Source organism: Bacillus sp. JHAA (genome assembly GCF_036961585.1).
Lineage (GTDB): Bacteria > Bacillota > Bacilli > Bacillales > Bacillaceae > Bacillus > Bacillus velezensis.
Genome location: NZ_JBAMDE010000007.1, coordinates 35,981 through 50,605, shown reverse-complemented (window position 1 = coordinate 50,605; position 14,625 = coordinate 35,981). Strand labels below are relative to the sequence as shown.

Annotated in this window: 17 protein-coding genes; 7 read left to right on the top strand and 10 right to left on the bottom strand. The window is 45.2% G+C overall.

Going from position 1 to position 14,625, the window contains the following annotated elements:
• Nucleotides 1-224: 224 nt before the first annotated feature.
• Entirely contained in the window at nucleotides 225-974 is a 750-nt protein-coding gene (gene prpE, locus V7728_RS15975) for a bis(5'-nucleosyl)-tetraphosphatase PrpE (RefSeq protein WP_099566557.1), read from the top strand.
• A 33-nt stretch (nucleotides 975-1,007) separates the two neighbouring features.
• On the opposite strand, the gene V7728_RS15970 is transcribed toward prpE, so the two are convergent.
• Genes V7728_RS15970 through V7728_RS15955 form a run of 4 tightly spaced genes read right to left on the bottom strand, consistent with a single transcriptional unit; the run spans nucleotide 1,008 to nucleotide 3,762 of the window.
• Nucleotides 1,008-1,901, bottom strand: a complete 894-nt coding sequence (locus V7728_RS15970; RefSeq protein ID WP_099566556.1) for an RluA family pseudouridine synthase — start codon at nucleotides 1,899-1,901, stop codon at nucleotides 1,008-1,010.
• 14 nt (nucleotides 1,902-1,915) lie between these two features.
• A complete protein-coding gene (locus tag V7728_RS15965) occupies nucleotides 1,916-2,716 on the bottom strand; it encodes an NAD kinase (RefSeq protein ID WP_003155018.1) in 801 nt (266 codons plus the stop codon).
• Between the two features lie 17 nt (nucleotides 2,717-2,733).
• Nucleotides 2,734-3,369: a GTP diphosphokinase gene (yjbM, locus tag V7728_RS15960; protein WP_007610625.1), complete on the bottom strand. Its 636-nt coding sequence runs from the start codon at nucleotides 3,367-3,369 to the stop codon at nucleotides 2,734-2,736.
• Between the two features lie 27 nt (nucleotides 3,370-3,396).
• On the bottom strand, nucleotides 3,397-3,762 hold the full coding sequence (locus V7728_RS15955; protein WP_012117290.1) for a hypothetical protein: 366 nt from the start codon (nucleotides 3,760-3,762) through the stop codon (nucleotides 3,397-3,399).
• A 124-nt stretch (nucleotides 3,763-3,886) separates the two neighbouring features.
• Here V7728_RS15955 and V7728_RS15950 point away from each other — a divergent pair, with 124 nt between their 5' ends.
• From V7728_RS15950 to V7728_RS15930, 5 genes are all read left to right on the top strand, one after another.
• Nucleotides 3,887-4,459, top strand: coding sequence for a CYTH domain-containing protein (locus tag V7728_RS15950; RefSeq protein ID WP_043021301.1), 573 nt, complete (start codon nucleotides 3,887-3,889; stop codon nucleotides 4,457-4,459).
• 4 nt (nucleotides 4,460-4,463) lie between these two features.
• Nucleotides 4,464-5,135: a lytic transglycosylase domain-containing protein gene (locus V7728_RS15945; RefSeq protein WP_099566555.1), complete on the top strand. Its 672-nt coding sequence runs from the start codon at nucleotides 4,464-4,466 to the stop codon at nucleotides 5,133-5,135.
• Between the two features lie 228 nt (nucleotides 5,136-5,363).
• The gene (locus tag V7728_RS15940) at nucleotides 5,364-5,762 is read left to right on the top strand and encodes a globin domain-containing protein (protein WP_003155023.1); all 399 of its coding nucleotides are present in this window, start codon (nucleotides 5,364-5,366) and stop codon (nucleotides 5,760-5,762) included.
• Entirely contained in the window at nucleotides 5,759-6,661 is a 903-nt protein-coding gene (gene spxH, locus V7728_RS15935) for a protease adaptor protein SpxH (protein ID WP_099566554.1), read from the top strand. Before V7728_RS15940 ends, spxH begins: the two co-directional genes overlap by 4 nt.
• Nucleotides 6,662-6,946: 285 nt before the next feature.
• On the top strand, nucleotides 6,947-7,114 hold the full coding sequence (locus V7728_RS15930; RefSeq protein WP_003155026.1) for a hypothetical protein: 168 nt from the start codon (nucleotides 6,947-6,949) through the stop codon (nucleotides 7,112-7,114).
• Nucleotides 7,115-7,151: 37 nt separating this feature from the next.
• Here the strand turns inward: V7728_RS15930 and pepF are convergent, their stop codons facing one another.
• From pepF to mecA, 3 genes are all read right to left on the bottom strand, one after another.
• Complete coding sequence (pepF, locus tag V7728_RS15925) at nucleotides 7,152-8,981, bottom strand: oligoendopeptidase F (RefSeq protein ID WP_007409107.1); 1,830 nt, start codon at nucleotides 8,979-8,981, stop codon at nucleotides 7,152-7,154.
• A gap of 227 nt (nucleotides 8,982-9,208) precedes the next feature.
• On the bottom strand, nucleotides 9,209-10,369 hold the full coding sequence (locus V7728_RS15920) for a competence protein CoiA family protein (protein ID WP_099566553.1): 1,161 nt from the start codon (nucleotides 10,367-10,369) through the stop codon (nucleotides 9,209-9,211).
• A 150-nt stretch (nucleotides 10,370-10,519) separates the two neighbouring features.
• Nucleotides 10,520-11,176 (bottom strand): adaptor protein MecA, encoded by a 657-nt coding sequence (gene mecA / locus V7728_RS15915; RefSeq protein WP_003155032.1) that lies wholly within the window; start codon nucleotides 11,174-11,176, stop codon nucleotides 10,520-10,522.
• Between the two features lie 275 nt (nucleotides 11,177-11,451).
• On the opposite strand from mecA, the gene V7728_RS15910 reads away from it, so the two are divergent.
• A complete protein-coding gene (locus tag V7728_RS15910; RefSeq protein ID WP_007409109.1) occupies nucleotides 11,452-12,108 on the top strand; it encodes a TerC family protein in 657 nt (218 codons plus the stop codon).
• Between the two features lie 57 nt (nucleotides 12,109-12,165).
• Here the strand turns inward: V7728_RS15910 and spx are convergent, their stop codons facing one another.
• From spx to V7728_RS15895, 3 genes are all read right to left on the bottom strand, one after another.
• On the bottom strand, nucleotides 12,166-12,561 hold the full coding sequence (gene spx / locus V7728_RS15905; protein ID WP_003155034.1) for a transcriptional regulator Spx: 396 nt from the start codon (nucleotides 12,559-12,561) through the stop codon (nucleotides 12,166-12,168).
• 178 nt (nucleotides 12,562-12,739) lie between these two features.
• On the bottom strand, nucleotides 12,740-13,318 hold the full coding sequence (locus V7728_RS15900; protein WP_007409110.1) for a GNAT family N-acetyltransferase: 579 nt from the start codon (nucleotides 13,316-13,318) through the stop codon (nucleotides 12,740-12,742).
• Between the two features lie 117 nt (nucleotides 13,319-13,435).
• Complete coding sequence (locus V7728_RS15895; RefSeq protein WP_015239569.1) at nucleotides 13,436-14,623, bottom strand: putative glycoside hydrolase; 1,188 nt, start codon at nucleotides 14,621-14,623, stop codon at nucleotides 13,436-13,438.
• Nucleotides 14,624-14,625 lie beyond the last annotated feature (2 nt).

The following is a 14,625-nucleotide window of genomic DNA, read 5'->3' as shown; positions in this document are numbered from 1 at the left end:
AAATACCTCCTTAAAACAAGGGTTATAAAAGCCCGCTTAAAGCGGGCGAAACCTTACTTTTTTTTAAAAACATAACGCATATTCTAACAAGGCTGAACGCGAAAAAAAAGTGATAAGGCTTTATTTCTTTAATTCTTTTTTTAATTTGTACAAAAACAGCGTAATTAGGTATAGGAATTAGCCGCATAATAAATAAAAAACCGTTAATAAGGAGGCTGACACGAATGGCTTATGACATCATCAGCGATATACACGGATGTTATGACGAAATGATCGCGTTAATGCAAAAGCTCGGATATGAAGTCAAAGACGGAACGCCCGTTCACTCTGAAGGCAGGACGCTTGTCTTTGCGGGGGATTTAACGGACAGAGGCCCAAAATCCGTAGAAGTGATGCGTTTTGTGGCAAAAGCATATGAAAAAGGAGCCGTCCGTTATGTCCCGGGAAATCATTGCAACAAACTGTATCGTTACTTAAAAGGAAACCCCGTAAAAGTGATGCACGGACTGGAAACGACGGCAGCCGAACTGAAAGAGCTGTCTCCCGCCGACAGAACGGAAGTCTCCAGACAATTCATCCGCTTATATGAGTCAGCGCCGCTTTATGACATTTTACATAATGGCGATCTCGTTGTCGCCCACGCCGGCATAAAAGCTGACGATATCGGTAAATACTCGCGTAAGGTAAAAGAATTTGTTCTGTACGGCGATATCACGGGTGAAACGCATCTCGACGGCAGACCCGTCAGAAGAGACTGGGCCGCCGCTTATGAAGGCAAGGCATGGATTGTTTACGGCCATACCCCGGTAAAACGTCCCCGGATCGTCAACCGTACAATCAACATTGATACAGGATGCGTCTTCGGCAATCAACTGACAGGCTTTCGCTTTCCGGAGCATGAAACCGTCTCTGTGGAAAGCTCAATGCCCTATGATGCCTCACGATTTCGCGAGGATCACGGAAGGCAGGCATGAAAAAAAGCCCGAAACCGGCAAACGGTTCGGGCTTTACATTTGTTCAATTAATGTTTTCATATCGTCAGGCACCGGAGCGTGAAAAACGAGCGTTTTTCCGGTCATGGGGTGTACGAATGAAAGCCGCTCACTGTGAAGAGCCTGCCGCGCAATTCCCTCATTTTTTCCGCCGTACAGTGTATCACCGACTAACGGGTGGCCGAGGTAGCTCATGTGCACCCGGATTTGATGCGTCCGCCCCGTTTCCAGCCGCAGGGCTGCAAGCGTAAACGCATGTCCCGCTTTTTCCGTTTGAAAATGCGTCACCGCTCGTTGTCCCTCCGGCGTTACCATCCGCTCAATAATACTGTCGTGTTTTCTTCCGATGGGCGCGTCCACCGTTCCTTCCTTCTGAGACATGATCCCGTGTACGACAGCGAGATACCGCCTGCTGACAAGCCCCTTTTTCTGCGCTGCCGACAAAAGAGAATGGGAAAGCCGATGTTTGGCGATGAGCATCGCCCCCGATGTATCCCTGTCAAGGCGGGTGACAAGATGAACCGTTGATTGCACACCGCTTTTTCGGTAGTGGCTGATCACTCCGTTAGCGATGCTCTCCGACGGGTGTTCTCTTGATGGAATTGAGGAGACATACGGCTGTTTATTGACCACAAGCACATGGTCATCTTCATAAAGAATATCAAGAGGAACCGGCTCAGGCAAAAGCGTTTCACTCACATGCTCCTTCGGAAATTCAATCTTAAGCACGTCTCCTTCCGCTAACACGGCGCGGACGGTTACATGCTCTCCGTTCACAAGCAGGTCTCCCCCGCCGAATTTAATGTCAGCGAGAAGCCGCTTTGAAATGCCGAGCTGCGCCGTATATTCTTTTACCGTCATGCCGGCTTCCCGGGCAGTCATGTTCTTTTGGATAAAAAAGTTGTCCAATCCGTTTCCTCTTTCTATTCGCCTTTTCCGATAAAGGAATCCTGCACCCTTTTCCAAAACGGAAAAGGACGGAATCTTGCAAATCTGACTTTTTCATTTGCCACACGGCATAGAATGGACTTGACATCCTTATGCAGCAAGGTTAAATGATCAATTGTGACTTGAAAGTCGACGTCGTTTCTCGGTTTGATGACACAGTTATGATGATCGGGAAGCAAAAGCGGCGAGCCGACAGTCCTGAACACTCTGTTGTTGATGGATGCCATTTCCGCAAGCTGAATCGCTCTGATGGAAGGGTGGATGATCGCGCCGCCTAACGCCTTATTATAAGCCGTGCTTCCGGAAGGCGTGGACAGACATAAACCGTCTCCCCTGAACGTTTCAAACAGCTGGCCTTTAATTTCCACGTCAGCGACGAGACTGCCTTCTATGCTTTTGATCGTACATTCGTTCAAAGCCAGATACCGCTCCTCACGCTCTTCATCATGATAAGTGACAATCACCTCAAGAAGGGGATACTCCACGGTATGATACGGCGTTTTGGCAATGGCCAGAACAAGTTTTTCTATCTCCTGCGGAACCCAATCGGCATAAAAACCCAAATGCCCCGTGTGAACTCCGACAAACGCCGTTTTATCGAGACGGTCGCTGTACCTGTGAAATGCGTAAAGAAGCGTTCCGTCACCGCCGACGGAAATCACGATTTCCGGCTCTTTTTCATCCAAGGTCATATCAAAATCGAGTAAATACGCCTGTATTTTGCTTTTCAGTGTATCTGAAACCTCGTCTCCTTTTGAAGAAACGGCAAATTTCATGCCATTCCCCTCCTTTCCTACTGGTGGTCTCCCGCTTTTTTCTTTCGCGAGAACGCGGCTTGGGCTTCCTGGATTTCTCCGCGGATTTCTGACATTTCTTCATCGAGCCGGGATGCGGCTTCTGAGGCCCGCTGCAGCCTCAGCTTTACTTTTTCGGGAATGTTCCCGCTGTATTTGTAATTCAGTGAATGCTCAATGGTTGCCCAAAAGTTCATGGCAAGCGTCCGAATCTGTATTTCCACAAGAACGTGCTTTTCTCCGGACGTTGTTTGTAAAGGATATAAAACGACAAGGTGGTAAGACCGATATCCGCTTTCCTTATGCTCTGCTATGTAATCCCGCTTATCGACAACGGTAAAATCTTTTCTGGCAAACAGCATATTTTTGACGATCTGGATATCATCGACGAATTGGCACATAATACGCAGCCCCGCGATATCCTGCATCGTTTCAATCTGATGAAGCGGTATGCTTTTTCGTCTCGCTTTTTCAAGTATGCTCGCCACCGGCTTCACGCGGCCTGTCACAAACTCAATCGGTGAGTGGTCATCTTCATACTCATAAAGGGTTCTGACGCCTTTCAGCTTCACCTTTAATTCTTCAACAGCCTGGCGGTATGGCGCTAGAAATTGCTCCCATTGTTTGTCATCCATCGTACATCCCCCAATTCCGAACCTGTTCTAAAGAAATACGTTTTTCACTTTTTCTTCCATATCTCCGTAGTTTGCATTATCTTTAATATTTTCAAGAAGATAATCGAGTTCTTCATGCAGCCCTGAAAGTTCAACCGTTTTTCCGCCGGCCTCAAGGACCGCCGGTTTTCTTTGGTCTAAGGCTTCTTTCAGATCCGGCCAGATATGTTCTTTTATAATGACATATTCAAAAGAGTCAGCTGATTCAAGTATGTATACAAAAGCAAAGTGATCGGAATCAACAAGCATTTGACCTGATGCTTTGCGTTCCGCTCCGCTTAAGTCCTCTCCGCACTTCAAGCGGAGCGCGTCTTCTGTTAATGATGCATTTTGGATTTCAATTCTCTTTTGCATAATGTTCTCCTTTTTTAACAAAGTACAGCATTTATTTTATCATATCAAGGTCGATATTGATAAACGTAACCTCTAAAGAGATAATGGGAATTATACAATTTTTCGTCCTGAAAGGAAGACTGTCATGACCCAAGAAATAGAAATTGAATTCAAAAACCTGCTGACAAAATCAGAATTTCTGAAGCTGAGTGAAGCACTCTGCATGAAAGAACATGATTTTAAACAGCAGGTCAATCATTATTTCGACACGAAAGATTTTTCCCTGAAACAAAAAAAATCAGCACTCCGCATCCGAGAAAAAGACGGCGCGTTCGTTCTGACGTTAAAAGAGCCTGCATCGGTCGGTCTGCTGGAAACGCACCAAGAGCTTGCGGCACCTGATCTTGACGTCTTCAAGATTCCGGATGGCCCCGTCAAACGTCAGCTGGAAGGTCTCGGAATCAACTCAGAACACATTTGCTATTTCGGAACGCTGTCGACCGCACGCGCGGAAAAAGAATCAGAAAAAGGCTTAATCATTTTAGATCACAGCCGATATTTAGAGAAAGAAGACTTTGAATTGGAATTCGAAGCTGCTGACTGGGATGAAGGAAAACGGGCGTTTGAACAATTGCTCAAGCAATTCGGCATCCCAGAGCGGATCACGAAAAATAAAATCCAGCGTTTTTATGAACAGAAACAAAAAAAGGTGGAATGACACAGTGAATATCACGAATTGGGCGGCCCTTCTCCAGCTGCAATCAATCTCTCATACAAGCACGGCTTCAGGCGGACAATCTTCAGAAAGCCCGCTTTCAAATTTCAGCGCGCTGCTCAGCCAGTATACGGACACAGCCGTCCGGCAGCAGCCGGAATCAGGAATTTTAAACGGTGTGCGGACCGCTCACGCTTCATATTCACCGAGAATTCCCGTTTCATCCGGCTCCGCGGCTGCTTCACAGACCGCTTCCCCGGGCATAAAGTCTCCGGATGCGGCTTCTGATATCAGCACCGGAAACTTTTCAATAGACAGCGCCATTCAGAAAGCGGCCGAAAAATACGGAGTGGACGAAAAGCTGATCCGCGCGGTTATTAAACAGGAATCAGGCTTTAATCCGAAAGCGGTCAGCGGTGCGGGGGCAATGGGACTGATGCAGCTCATGCCTTCCACGGCAGAATCACTCGGGGTGTCAAACCCGCTTGATCCCGTCCAGAACGCTGAGGGCGGCACAAAGTACCTAAAGCAGATGCTCACGAAATACGACGGAAATGTATCTCTGGCGTTAGCCGCCTACAACGCAGGCCCCGGCAACGTAGATCGGTACGGAGGCATTCCGCCGTTTAAGGAAACACAGCAATATGTCAAAAACATAACCAAACAGTATTACGCGTAAACCAGAGAGGCTTCCTTCGCCCTCTGGTTTTTTTGCGGAGTGAAATCTTACACATGAATGAAGGCGATGTGATATGATATGAAATACAAGCGCCTGACAGAAAGGCACTTTGTTTGTAGAAATAAAATGTTATTGCTAAAATATACAGTAACTGAAGATAGTAAAACTGAAAGATAAATTCGCAATGGGAATTATGATTCCTATTAGCCATATAAAGGAGTAGTCAACATGGGACAATCGTTTAACGCACCATATGAAGCGATTGGAGAGGAACTTCTATCGCAACTTGTTGATACTTTTTATGAGCGTGTCTCGTCTCATCCCTTGCTGAAGCCGATATTTCCAAGTGATTTGACTGAAACGGCCAGAAAACAAAAGCAATTTTTAACCCAGTATTTGGGCGGACCTCCTCTTTATACTGAAGAGCACGGACATCCCATGCTGAGGGCAAGGCATCTCCCCTTTCCGATTACGGACGAGAGGGCTGATGCGTGGCTAAGCTGTATGAGCAAAGCGATGGATCAGGTCGGGCTGGAGGGCGATATTCGTGAATTTCTGTACGGGCGTCTGGAACTGACGGCCAGGCATATGGTAAACCAGTCAGAAGCGGAGGATCGATCATATTGACGAATTATCAGCATGAGCAATACTTCGCCCATTGCCACGGACATCCAAAAAAACCGCTCGAAATTTACATGTTTGTCGACCCTTTATGTCCTGAATGCTGGTCGCTGGAGCCCGCCATAAAAAAATTAAAAATCAAATACGGACGTTTTTTTACGCTGCGGATCATTGTTTCCGCGAGCATTACATCGCTGAATAAGCATAAGCGGAAAAAACACCTCCTTGCCGAAGCTTGGGAAAAAATTGCGAACCGTTCCGGGATGCCCTGTGACGGAAGCCTTTGGCTTGAGCAGGATCAGCCTCTTTCATCGCCCTACCTTGCCGCACTCGCTTTAAAAGCGGCCGAACTGCAGGGAAGAAAAGCGGGCATTCTGTTTCTCCGCAGCATGCAGGAAAGCCTGTTTGTTTCCAAGCAGAATATTACGGATGAAGACGTTCTTTTAGAAATTGCCGAAAAGACGAAATTGGATGTTGAAGAATTCAAGCGCGACCTCCATTCGCAAAGCGCGGTAAAAGCGCTTCAGTGCGATATGAAAATCGCGGCGGAAATGGATGTCACCGTCAACCCGACATTGACGTTCTTTAACAGCCTGCATGATGATGAAGGGCTGAAGGTTCCCGGCAACTATTCTTATGACGTGTACGAAGAGATCTTATTCGAAATGCTCGGGGATGAACCGAAGCCTTCTGAAACGCCGCCTTTGGAATGTTTCATTGAATATTTCCGGTTTGTCGCATCGAAAGAAATCGCACTCGTTTATGATTTGAGTCTAGAAGAAGTTGAAAAAGAAATGAAAAAACTGGCATTCGCCAAAAAGGTCGCCAGAGTGGAAGCAAAGCACGGTCTGTTTTGGAAGTCTCTTTCCGGCACCCAGGAGGATGTCACCTGTTGTGATCATTAAAAAAAGCTGATTCCTTACGGAGCCGGCTTTTTTTGTGCAAATAAAGAAACCGCGCCGGGATAAGCGCGGTTTCATATGTCTTAACGACAACAAAGGGGATGGGAGAAATTTTTCACGGTCAAACAAAGGGGTAATGTTTGTTTGTGATCAATTTCACATCCTTATCATATCAAATCTTGTCGAGTTTTGACAAGCCATAAGATTAATGTTCATATTTTTGTCACAAAACATAACTGACTGCTTGTTTTCATAGAATATATCAATGAAAAACAAGGAGGGAAATCAATGCTCCGCACCGTATTGATCATCGGAATGATTGTGTTTTTCTTCTTTTTAAATCTGCTGGCCATGATGCACATGCTGCCGATTTACATTACATCTCCCCTGCTGTTTCTGTCCATATTGTTTGCCTTGTACCGGCTGAATCACAGAAAAACGTTTAAAGGGTTTTAGAAAAAGCCTGTGCAACTTATGCACAGGCTTTTTTGAACTACGAAGGGTTCACTTTCGAAAGAAGCTCTTCCATTTCGTTCAGTTTCTCTTCAAACATTTTGCAGGCTGCCTCGATCGGTTCAGGCGATGTCATATCGACTCCCGCTTTTTTCAGTATGTCGATCGGATATTCCGAGCTTCCCGCTTTTAAGAATTCGGTATAGCGCTCCACCGCAGGCTTGCCTTCTTTTAAGATCTGGCTGCTCAGCGCTTGGGCCGCACTGTAGCCTGTCGCATATTGATACACATAATAATTGTAATAGAAATGCGGAATTCTTGACCATTCCAGACTGATTTCTTTATCAATCACCATGTTGTCACCGAAATACTTTTTATTCAGATCATAATAAAGTTCGTTCAGCAGTTCAGGCGTTAGCGGCTCGCCTTCCTGCGCTTTCGTATGAATCAGATGCTCAAATTCAGCGAACATCGTCTGTCTGAACACTGTGCCTCTGAATCCTTCAAGCATATGGTTGAGCAGGTACAGACGCTGTTTTTCATCCTTTAAGCTGTTCAGCATATATTCACCGAGCAGCGCTTCATTGGTCGTTGAAGCGACTTCAGCGACAAAAATGCTGTAGTTACCGTACGGATACGGCTGATATTTTCTCGTATAGTAGCTGTGCACGGAATGGCCGAACTCGTGAACGAGCGTAAACAGATTATTGACATTGTCATGCCAGTTCATCAAGATGTACGGATTCGTGCCGTATGTACCGGACGAATAAGCACCGCTGCGTTTTCCTTTATTTTCGTATATATCGACCCAGCGGTTTTCAAGTCCTTCTTTTAAAATAGACGCGTATTCCTCGCCCAGCGGAGCAAGTCCTTTGAGCATATAATCTTTCGCTTCCTCATATGTGACCTTCATTCCCGAATCTTTTACAAGCGGTGTGTAAAGGTCATAAATATGGACTTCATCAAGGCCGAGAACCTTTTTCCGCAGGTCAATGTAACGGTGTAATAACGGAAGATGTTTATTGATCGTTTTAATAAGGTTATCGTAAACTTCTTCAGGGATGCTGTTATTGGATAAAGCCGCTTCCCGTGCTGATTTATACTTTTTCACACGGGCGTAAAAATTATCTTTTTTCACAGTGCCGCTGAGTGTAGTCGCCATCGTGTTTTTATACTGTCCGTATGTTTTATATACGGCTTCAAATGCGTTTTTGCGGACTTCACGATTGCTGCTTTCCAGGAAATTAATAAAGTTGCCGTGTGTGATTTGAGTTTCCTTGCCGTTTTCATCTTTAATCGACGGAAACGTAATATCGGCGTTATTTAAAACACTGAATGTATTGGAAGGCGACGACAGCGCTTCTGAGGCTTCCGCAAGCAGGGCCTCTTCTTGTTCGCTCAGCACGTGCGGACGCTGTTTTGTAATTTCTTCAATTGCATGGGAGTAAAGTTTAAGCTCCTCTTTTTCCAGAATAAACTGGTGCAGCTTGTCCTCCTGAATCGCCAGAATTTCCGGTTCAATGTAAGCAGTCGCGCTGGCAGCCTGAGAATACAGGCTTGCGGCTTTGTCGTTCAGCCCTTGGTAGAAAGAATTTCCCGTATCCTGGTCTGAGCGCATATGTGCGTATGCATAAAGTTTGCCAAGGCGGTTCGTCACTTCATCCTGTGCCGTAAGCGCCGCGTATAAATTATCAGCCGAATGAGCAAGCGTGCCTTTAAAAGAAGATAAATTCGGGATTAATTCTTTAACTGCTTGAAATTCTTTATTCCAGGCCTCATCACTAGGAAAAATATCCTCTAGTCTCCATGTATGCTCTGCCTTTACTTCACTTCTGTCAGGCAGCTGTGCTGCTTTATTTTCCTCAGTCATGGTGATCCCCCTCGTTTTCTTTACTTCAAGCCAATTGAAAAAACGATTGTTTCTCCAAAAACTTGTGTTGTGATTATCTTCCGGCTTTTCACTGCCTTTTGTCAAATCATATGCGGCATATAAGACCAAGCATACCAATAATACAGTGAAAAAACGAAAACAAACTGCTTGTACGCCCCTCACATTCGCCACCACCTTGACGTTAGGGTGAACGAAATGAAGCATTCTCATTCCCCAAAAAAGAGCAGATCCCGCCGGCGCAGCTCTTCTGCCGTTTGAGGGAGCTTCCGTTGAGATGAGGGCATATATACTTCATTCTCAATTTCCCTTAAAAAATCCTGCAAGCATAAGAAATCAGCATATTGTTTTACCGCCATTCTGATAAGGCTATCTTGTGAACCATACCGCATCCGGATCTCCTTACGCCTGATTTTTTGCCGCAAATCATGAACCATGCCGGATAATCGGATCGGCGCGCCTTTTTTAGAAAGTTCCGCAAGCCGCAAGTATAAATGGCTCTGCCACACAAAAACGGGACTTGCAAACACAAAGCCCGCTGAAACGGGAATAAACACTTCAGAGGGGAGAAATGGAAATGCGACCTGATGTCTTTCGTAAAAAAGACGCCGGATAAGACCGGCATCTTCAGATAAAAACCGCCCGCTTTTGTTTCGGAAGCCGGCTACGGCACGTCCCCACGAGGGAAGTCTGACGCTGTGCCGCCCTTCCGGATGACATATGTCTTTCAGGTTTGCTTTATGAAGAGGGATTGTGGTTAAGCCGGCATAAGAATAGCCGGTGTAAAACGGAGTGATGGAATGCAGCCTGTAAAAGGAGCGGGCGTCGGGACAGTAAAACAGTAAAGAGGAAAATGAATGGACTTCAAAGAACTGCCAGTGAAAAGCAGAAAGCCGGAAAAATTGCCCGGCCATCCGTTTTAACCGTTTTGCCCCGATGATCCAGACCGGCCGGTACCCGGCGTTTTTCAGGCCTGCCGTCCGGCTCTTTAAAGAGTCCGCCGAAAGGTTCGCACATTGAAATTCAAAAGCCAGCCTCTCTTCTCCGCTTTCCGCCGTCAAGTCAGGCCGCTGTCCAGCGGAAGTCAGATACGGTTCCAGGCTGACGCTGCACCCTTGTGTCTTTAGCCAGAGAAAAAGCTGCCTTTTTCCTTCCAGATGGTATTCGCTTTCAGGTTCGGATTCCCCCGGACACAGCCTGCTTTTTTTATGAGCGAAGTGCGGCAGTTTCTCCCGTCCCAGTTTGATATCAAGTTCACTTTCGCAAACGGGGCAGAACCAGCGTTTCTTTCTCAGCTCCTCCGCTTTTTCCTTTGAATAGCTTCCGGCCAGCTGAATGAGCCGTCCGTCGGCAGTCACAGCACTGAACATGTTGCATCTTCTCCTTTCCTGAATCTTGTTGTATTCAGCAGGAAGAAGATATAATCCTGTTTGCGGATGAGAGCCGTTATACGGTTTTCAGCCGTTCATCCTGTCATTCAGAACAAAAAAAACCGATTTCTGCTGAGAGAAATCGGTTTGTTATGATGCAAAGTGTTTTTTTATTGTATATAACGCATGATCAGCGATCACCAATTTGCCGTATTCTTCAAGACGGTGAATGCTGACTGATGATTCGTGCGCGTACTCCAACAGGATGCTTAGCTGATTTTCAACCTCTTCATCAGTTTGCTCATAAAAATCTGCATATAAATAATATCGGTCTTCAAACGAATACAGGGTCGTTTTGATTCCGTTAAGATTCAATTTTGATAGCGAGATGAGATCCTCAAAATCATCGAACCGCAAAGTGAACTGAAGCTTTTGCTCCTTATCTTCCCGGCTCTCGGCCTGCTCTTCTTTCTGGAAATCATCAAGTAAAGCATCGAGATTTTCATCTGCCGGCTCTTGTTTTTTATCTTCCGGGATCGGCAGTTCGAGTTTTTGTCCGTCCTTGGAAAGCTGGGCTTTTGTTACGATTATTTCCAGTCCTTTGTCCAATGCCTGAACCTGAATCCAAAGAGGACCCTCGACAGCGAATTCCTCTTCATCATGCACTTCATCCATGACTTCCCAGAACAGTTCTTCACTGCGCTCGCGATTGTACCAGATTTCTTCTCTGTCAAAACCGCGATCTTCAATATCACCATAAGACATATAAAATTTTACAGTATGCTCATTAATTCTTTCTATTTCCATTTTGCCAACCTTCCCTTCTTTATAAGATGTTGAAGGGACATCTAAGCTCCCGATGAATAGTACTTTACTACACTTTACCCATTCCGTCCACATCTTAACCTTATAGAAGACAGCGCAAATTCTTTATATTTCTATTTTATGATAAAACAGTTATAAAAGAAATAAAAAAGCATTTTCACACCGAAAAACAGGCTTTCTCCCGGTTCCCATCATAAATAGCGCACCGCTTCATATATTAGCTGTACAAGCAATCGATCTATAAGCGAGGTGTTACCATGCCGCACGATTACCTGCTGTCCCTTCTGCTCATTATCGGAATTGACCTTATTCTCGGCGGTGACAATGCCGTCGTCATCGCGATGGCCAGCCGGAATCTGGCCCATAAACAAAGACAGCAAGCGATCATCTTCGGAACGTTTATCGCAGTCGTCTTGAGAATCGTTCTGACGAGCGCTGCGGTCTATTTATTGAATGTTCCTTTTTTGCAATGCGCAGGCGGGGTATTTTTATTGTATCTCGGCTATCAGCTTCTGATTGAGAAGAAAGATGCGCAGCATGTGAAAAGCAGTTCTTCTCTTTGGAAAGCCATCCGCACAATCGTTATGGCTGATATCTTTATGTCGCTTGACAATGTCATCGCAGTAGCCGGCGCTTCTCACGGTGAGCTGACACTTGTAGTGATCGGTCTCTTCATCTCGGTGCCGATTATCATTTGGGGCAGCAAGCTCGTTCATGCCGCCATGGACAAAATGCCTTTATTGATGTACGCCGGAAGCGGTCTTCTCGCATTTACCGGCGGTGAAATGATTGCCGGAGACAGCAAGCTGTCATTTTTCATGGCAGAACACGGCATTATACAAATGACGCTGCCGATTTTGACCGTCGTATTTGTTATCCTCGCCAGTATGATTTACCAACAGACTGAAAAATAACAAAAAGCCCAAACCGCGATGGTTTTGGGCTTTTTCCATGCTTATCGTAAGCTTATATCAGTTGGCAAGTCGCTGTGCTTCTCTTAATTGGAAAGAACGCACTTTTCTTGGCAGGAATCGTCTGATTTCATCTTCGTTATAGCCGACTTGCAGACGTTTTTCATCAATGATAATCGGACGGCGGAGCAGTCCCGGATGCTCATTGATCAAAGTATATAAGTCTTGAAGCGGCATAGATTCAACATTTACGTTCAGTTTCTGGAATACTTTAGAACGGGTAGAGATAATTTCATCCGTACCGTCTTCAGTCATACGCAGAATCTGCTTGATCTCATCAATTGATAACGGCTCGGAGAAAATGTTTCTCTCTACAAACGGAATCTCGTGCTCTTCAAGCCAAGCTCTTGCTTTTCTGCATGACGTACAGCTAGGTGATGTGTATAATGTAACCATTAATCTTCACTCCTCTAATTAGTAGGATGAACATGTTTGTATTCTCAAATTGAAATGACTTTAAAAAAGGAATCTTTATAGGTATTATACTATAAAAAAGTAAGTGTGAACAGTCTCCTGAGAAAAAAATGTGTCAATCCGGCAAATTTACGGCTGGCGGATGTTTCCCCATTCTCAATTAGCTCAGCTGATCGAAAATGTTTTTTCGTTTTTTCTCATCAATGACTTTGAGAACTTCATCCGTTTTTTCGTATGATTCTCCGTACCATTTTTCATCTTTATAAGTGTGAATGTTTTCATATGTCTGTTTCATTGCTTCAAACATTTCTTCTTCTGATTCCGTCTTAGGTGACCAGTACAGAATCTCCATTTTGTTCACTTCATTCGTAGCCAATGACCGGCGCCGATACCCGATTGACTGCGCGTGCTTGAAATGCTCTCTTTGATAAAAACGCAAGCGTTTCTGTGTATCCGTGTCATCCTCGTCAACAGGCTCCACCTCAAGCAGAATCGGCTTGTTTTTCTTTTTCAGCCTGCCGATCAGCTTGCTTCCGAGGCCTTGTCCTCTGGATTTCTTTGACACAAACAGGTAATCAATAAAGATGAAAGAGTCAAATTCCGCATACATCAGCACGTGGTACTGCCCCTCTTCTTTATGATAAACATCGCTTTGCTCCTTTAACAGAGCTTCCATATGCGCTTTTGATTTCATTTCTTCAATCGGAAAATATTCACTCAGCTTTTCGTACCAGTTCATTCATTTGCTCCTTATGGGTTCGTTGTCTTCACACTTTTAGATATACCCCATTTCCGATTGTTTAAACAATCTTACATCTATTAAGACGTGTGATCCTTTAACATGGTTTCAATTTTTTTAAAATGGTGTGTAATCGACGTTTTTGGTATAGCGGTTTGCCGCGTCCCACAATAAAAATTCGTCAATTCCTTCATCATGCAGCGCTTTAACCTGGTCTTCCACCTGGCGTTTTCCGTACTTTTGATAATTTCCGCTGCCGAGATATGATGCCGTGAAGTCCTGAAGCCACGGACGCGATACAGGCGGGTGTTTCAGCTTAGACAGTTTTTTATGTTCCACCTTCGCGTATTCTTTGACGACTTTGTAAGGCTCAAGATCCGGTTTATCAATGCCGAAATAGCTTGTCCAATGGCTCGGATAAATCATGGATGAAATGACATCGACCTGTTCTGAAATTTTGCTGAAATTCTGGCCGATACCAGGCGCTTCCGGCAGCGTGGCTGAATAGCCGAAAATATCAACCGACACATCCGCGCCGTACGGCTTGAGTTTTTTCTTCGCATAACCGACAAAATCGGTGACGGCGTGAACACGTTTTTGCACATTGCTATCTGCTGTTTTTCCGTAATCGCCGTGACCGTATGTCAGTTCGTCATCACGTTTTTCAAATCCTTCAGGAAAACGGACATAATCAAACTGAATTTCTTGAAAACCCATCTTTACGGCTTGTTTTGCAATCTTTACATTGTAATCCCATACTTCTTTCATAAACGGATTGACGAACGATTCGCCGCGGCCGTTTTTCCAGACACTTCCGTTTTTTTCTTTAAAGGACCACTCCGGCTTTTTGTTCGCGAGTTCGCTGTCTTTAAATACGACAATACGCGCGATCGGATAGATCTTTTTTTCCTCCAGCTTTTTCATCATCTTTTTTGGGTCTTTGATGTACGGCTTGGCGATTTTGGCATACTCAGAATGGCCGTCCGGCTTAAAGGTGAGGTTTCCGTTGTCGTCCTTGACATCAATCACCATTGTATTGAGCTCCGTTTTGTCCACAAAGTCTGTCAGCTCTCCGAATTTGCTTCCTCCCGCTGAATGCCCTGTGACGTAAATGCCCCGCACCTTATCAGGATGTGAAAAATGCAGCCCTGACGGATAAGCGAACCGTGCATTTGATTTCGGCAGTTCTTTTTCGGCCAGCGCTATTTTTACAAGCGGCTGCTCCTCTTTCGCAGCGGCGTGGGCCGGATAAGCGGCTGCACTGATAAACAGTCCCGCACAAATGGCGCACAAAATGGTTTTCATAC

Bases quoted from the DNA above. Each gene is read 5' to 3' on its own strand.
- prpE (WP_099566557.1), top strand. From the start codon at position 225: ATGGCTTATGACATCATCAGCGATATACACGGATGTTATGACGAAATG.
- V7728_RS15965 (WP_003155018.1), bottom strand. From the start codon at position 2,716: ATGAAATTTGCCGTTTCTTCAAAAGGAGACGAGGTTTCAGATACACTG.
- yjbM (WP_007610625.1), bottom strand. From the start codon at position 3,369: ATGGATGACAAACAATGGGAGCAATTTCTAGCGCCATACCGCCAGGCT.
- V7728_RS15955 (WP_012117290.1), bottom strand. From the start codon at position 3,762: ATGCAAAAGAGAATTGAAATCCAAAATGCATCATTAACAGAAGACGCG.
- V7728_RS15950 (WP_043021301.1), top strand. From the start codon at position 3,887: ATGACCCAAGAAATAGAAATTGAATTCAAAAACCTGCTGACAAAATCA.
- V7728_RS15940 (WP_003155023.1), top strand. From the start codon at position 5,364: ATGGGACAATCGTTTAACGCACCATATGAAGCGATTGGAGAGGAACTT.
- V7728_RS15930 (WP_003155026.1), top strand. From the start codon at position 6,947: ATGCTCCGCACCGTATTGATCATCGGAATGATTGTGTTTTTCTTCTTT.
- pepF (WP_007409107.1), bottom strand. From the start codon at position 8,981: ATGACTGAGGAAAATAAAGCAGCACAGCTGCCTGACAGAAGTGAAGTA.
- V7728_RS15920 (WP_099566553.1), bottom strand. From the start codon at position 10,369: ATGTTCAGTGCTGTGACTGCCGACGGACGGCTCATTCAGCTGGCCGGA.
- mecA (WP_003155032.1), bottom strand. From the start codon at position 11,176: ATGGAAATAGAAAGAATTAATGAGCATACTGTAAAATTTTATATGTCT.
- V7728_RS15910 (WP_007409109.1), top strand. From the start codon at position 11,452: ATGCCGCACGATTACCTGCTGTCCCTTCTGCTCATTATCGGAATTGAC.
- spx (WP_003155034.1), bottom strand. From the start codon at position 12,561: ATGGTTACATTATACACATCACCTAGCTGTACGTCATGCAGAAAAGCA.
- V7728_RS15900 (WP_007409110.1), bottom strand. From the start codon at position 13,318: ATGAACTGGTACGAAAAGCTGAGTGAATATTTTCCGATTGAAGAAATG.
- V7728_RS15895 (WP_015239569.1), bottom strand. From the start codon at position 14,623: ATGAAAACCATTTTGTGCGCCATTTGTGCGGGACTGTTTATCAGTGCA.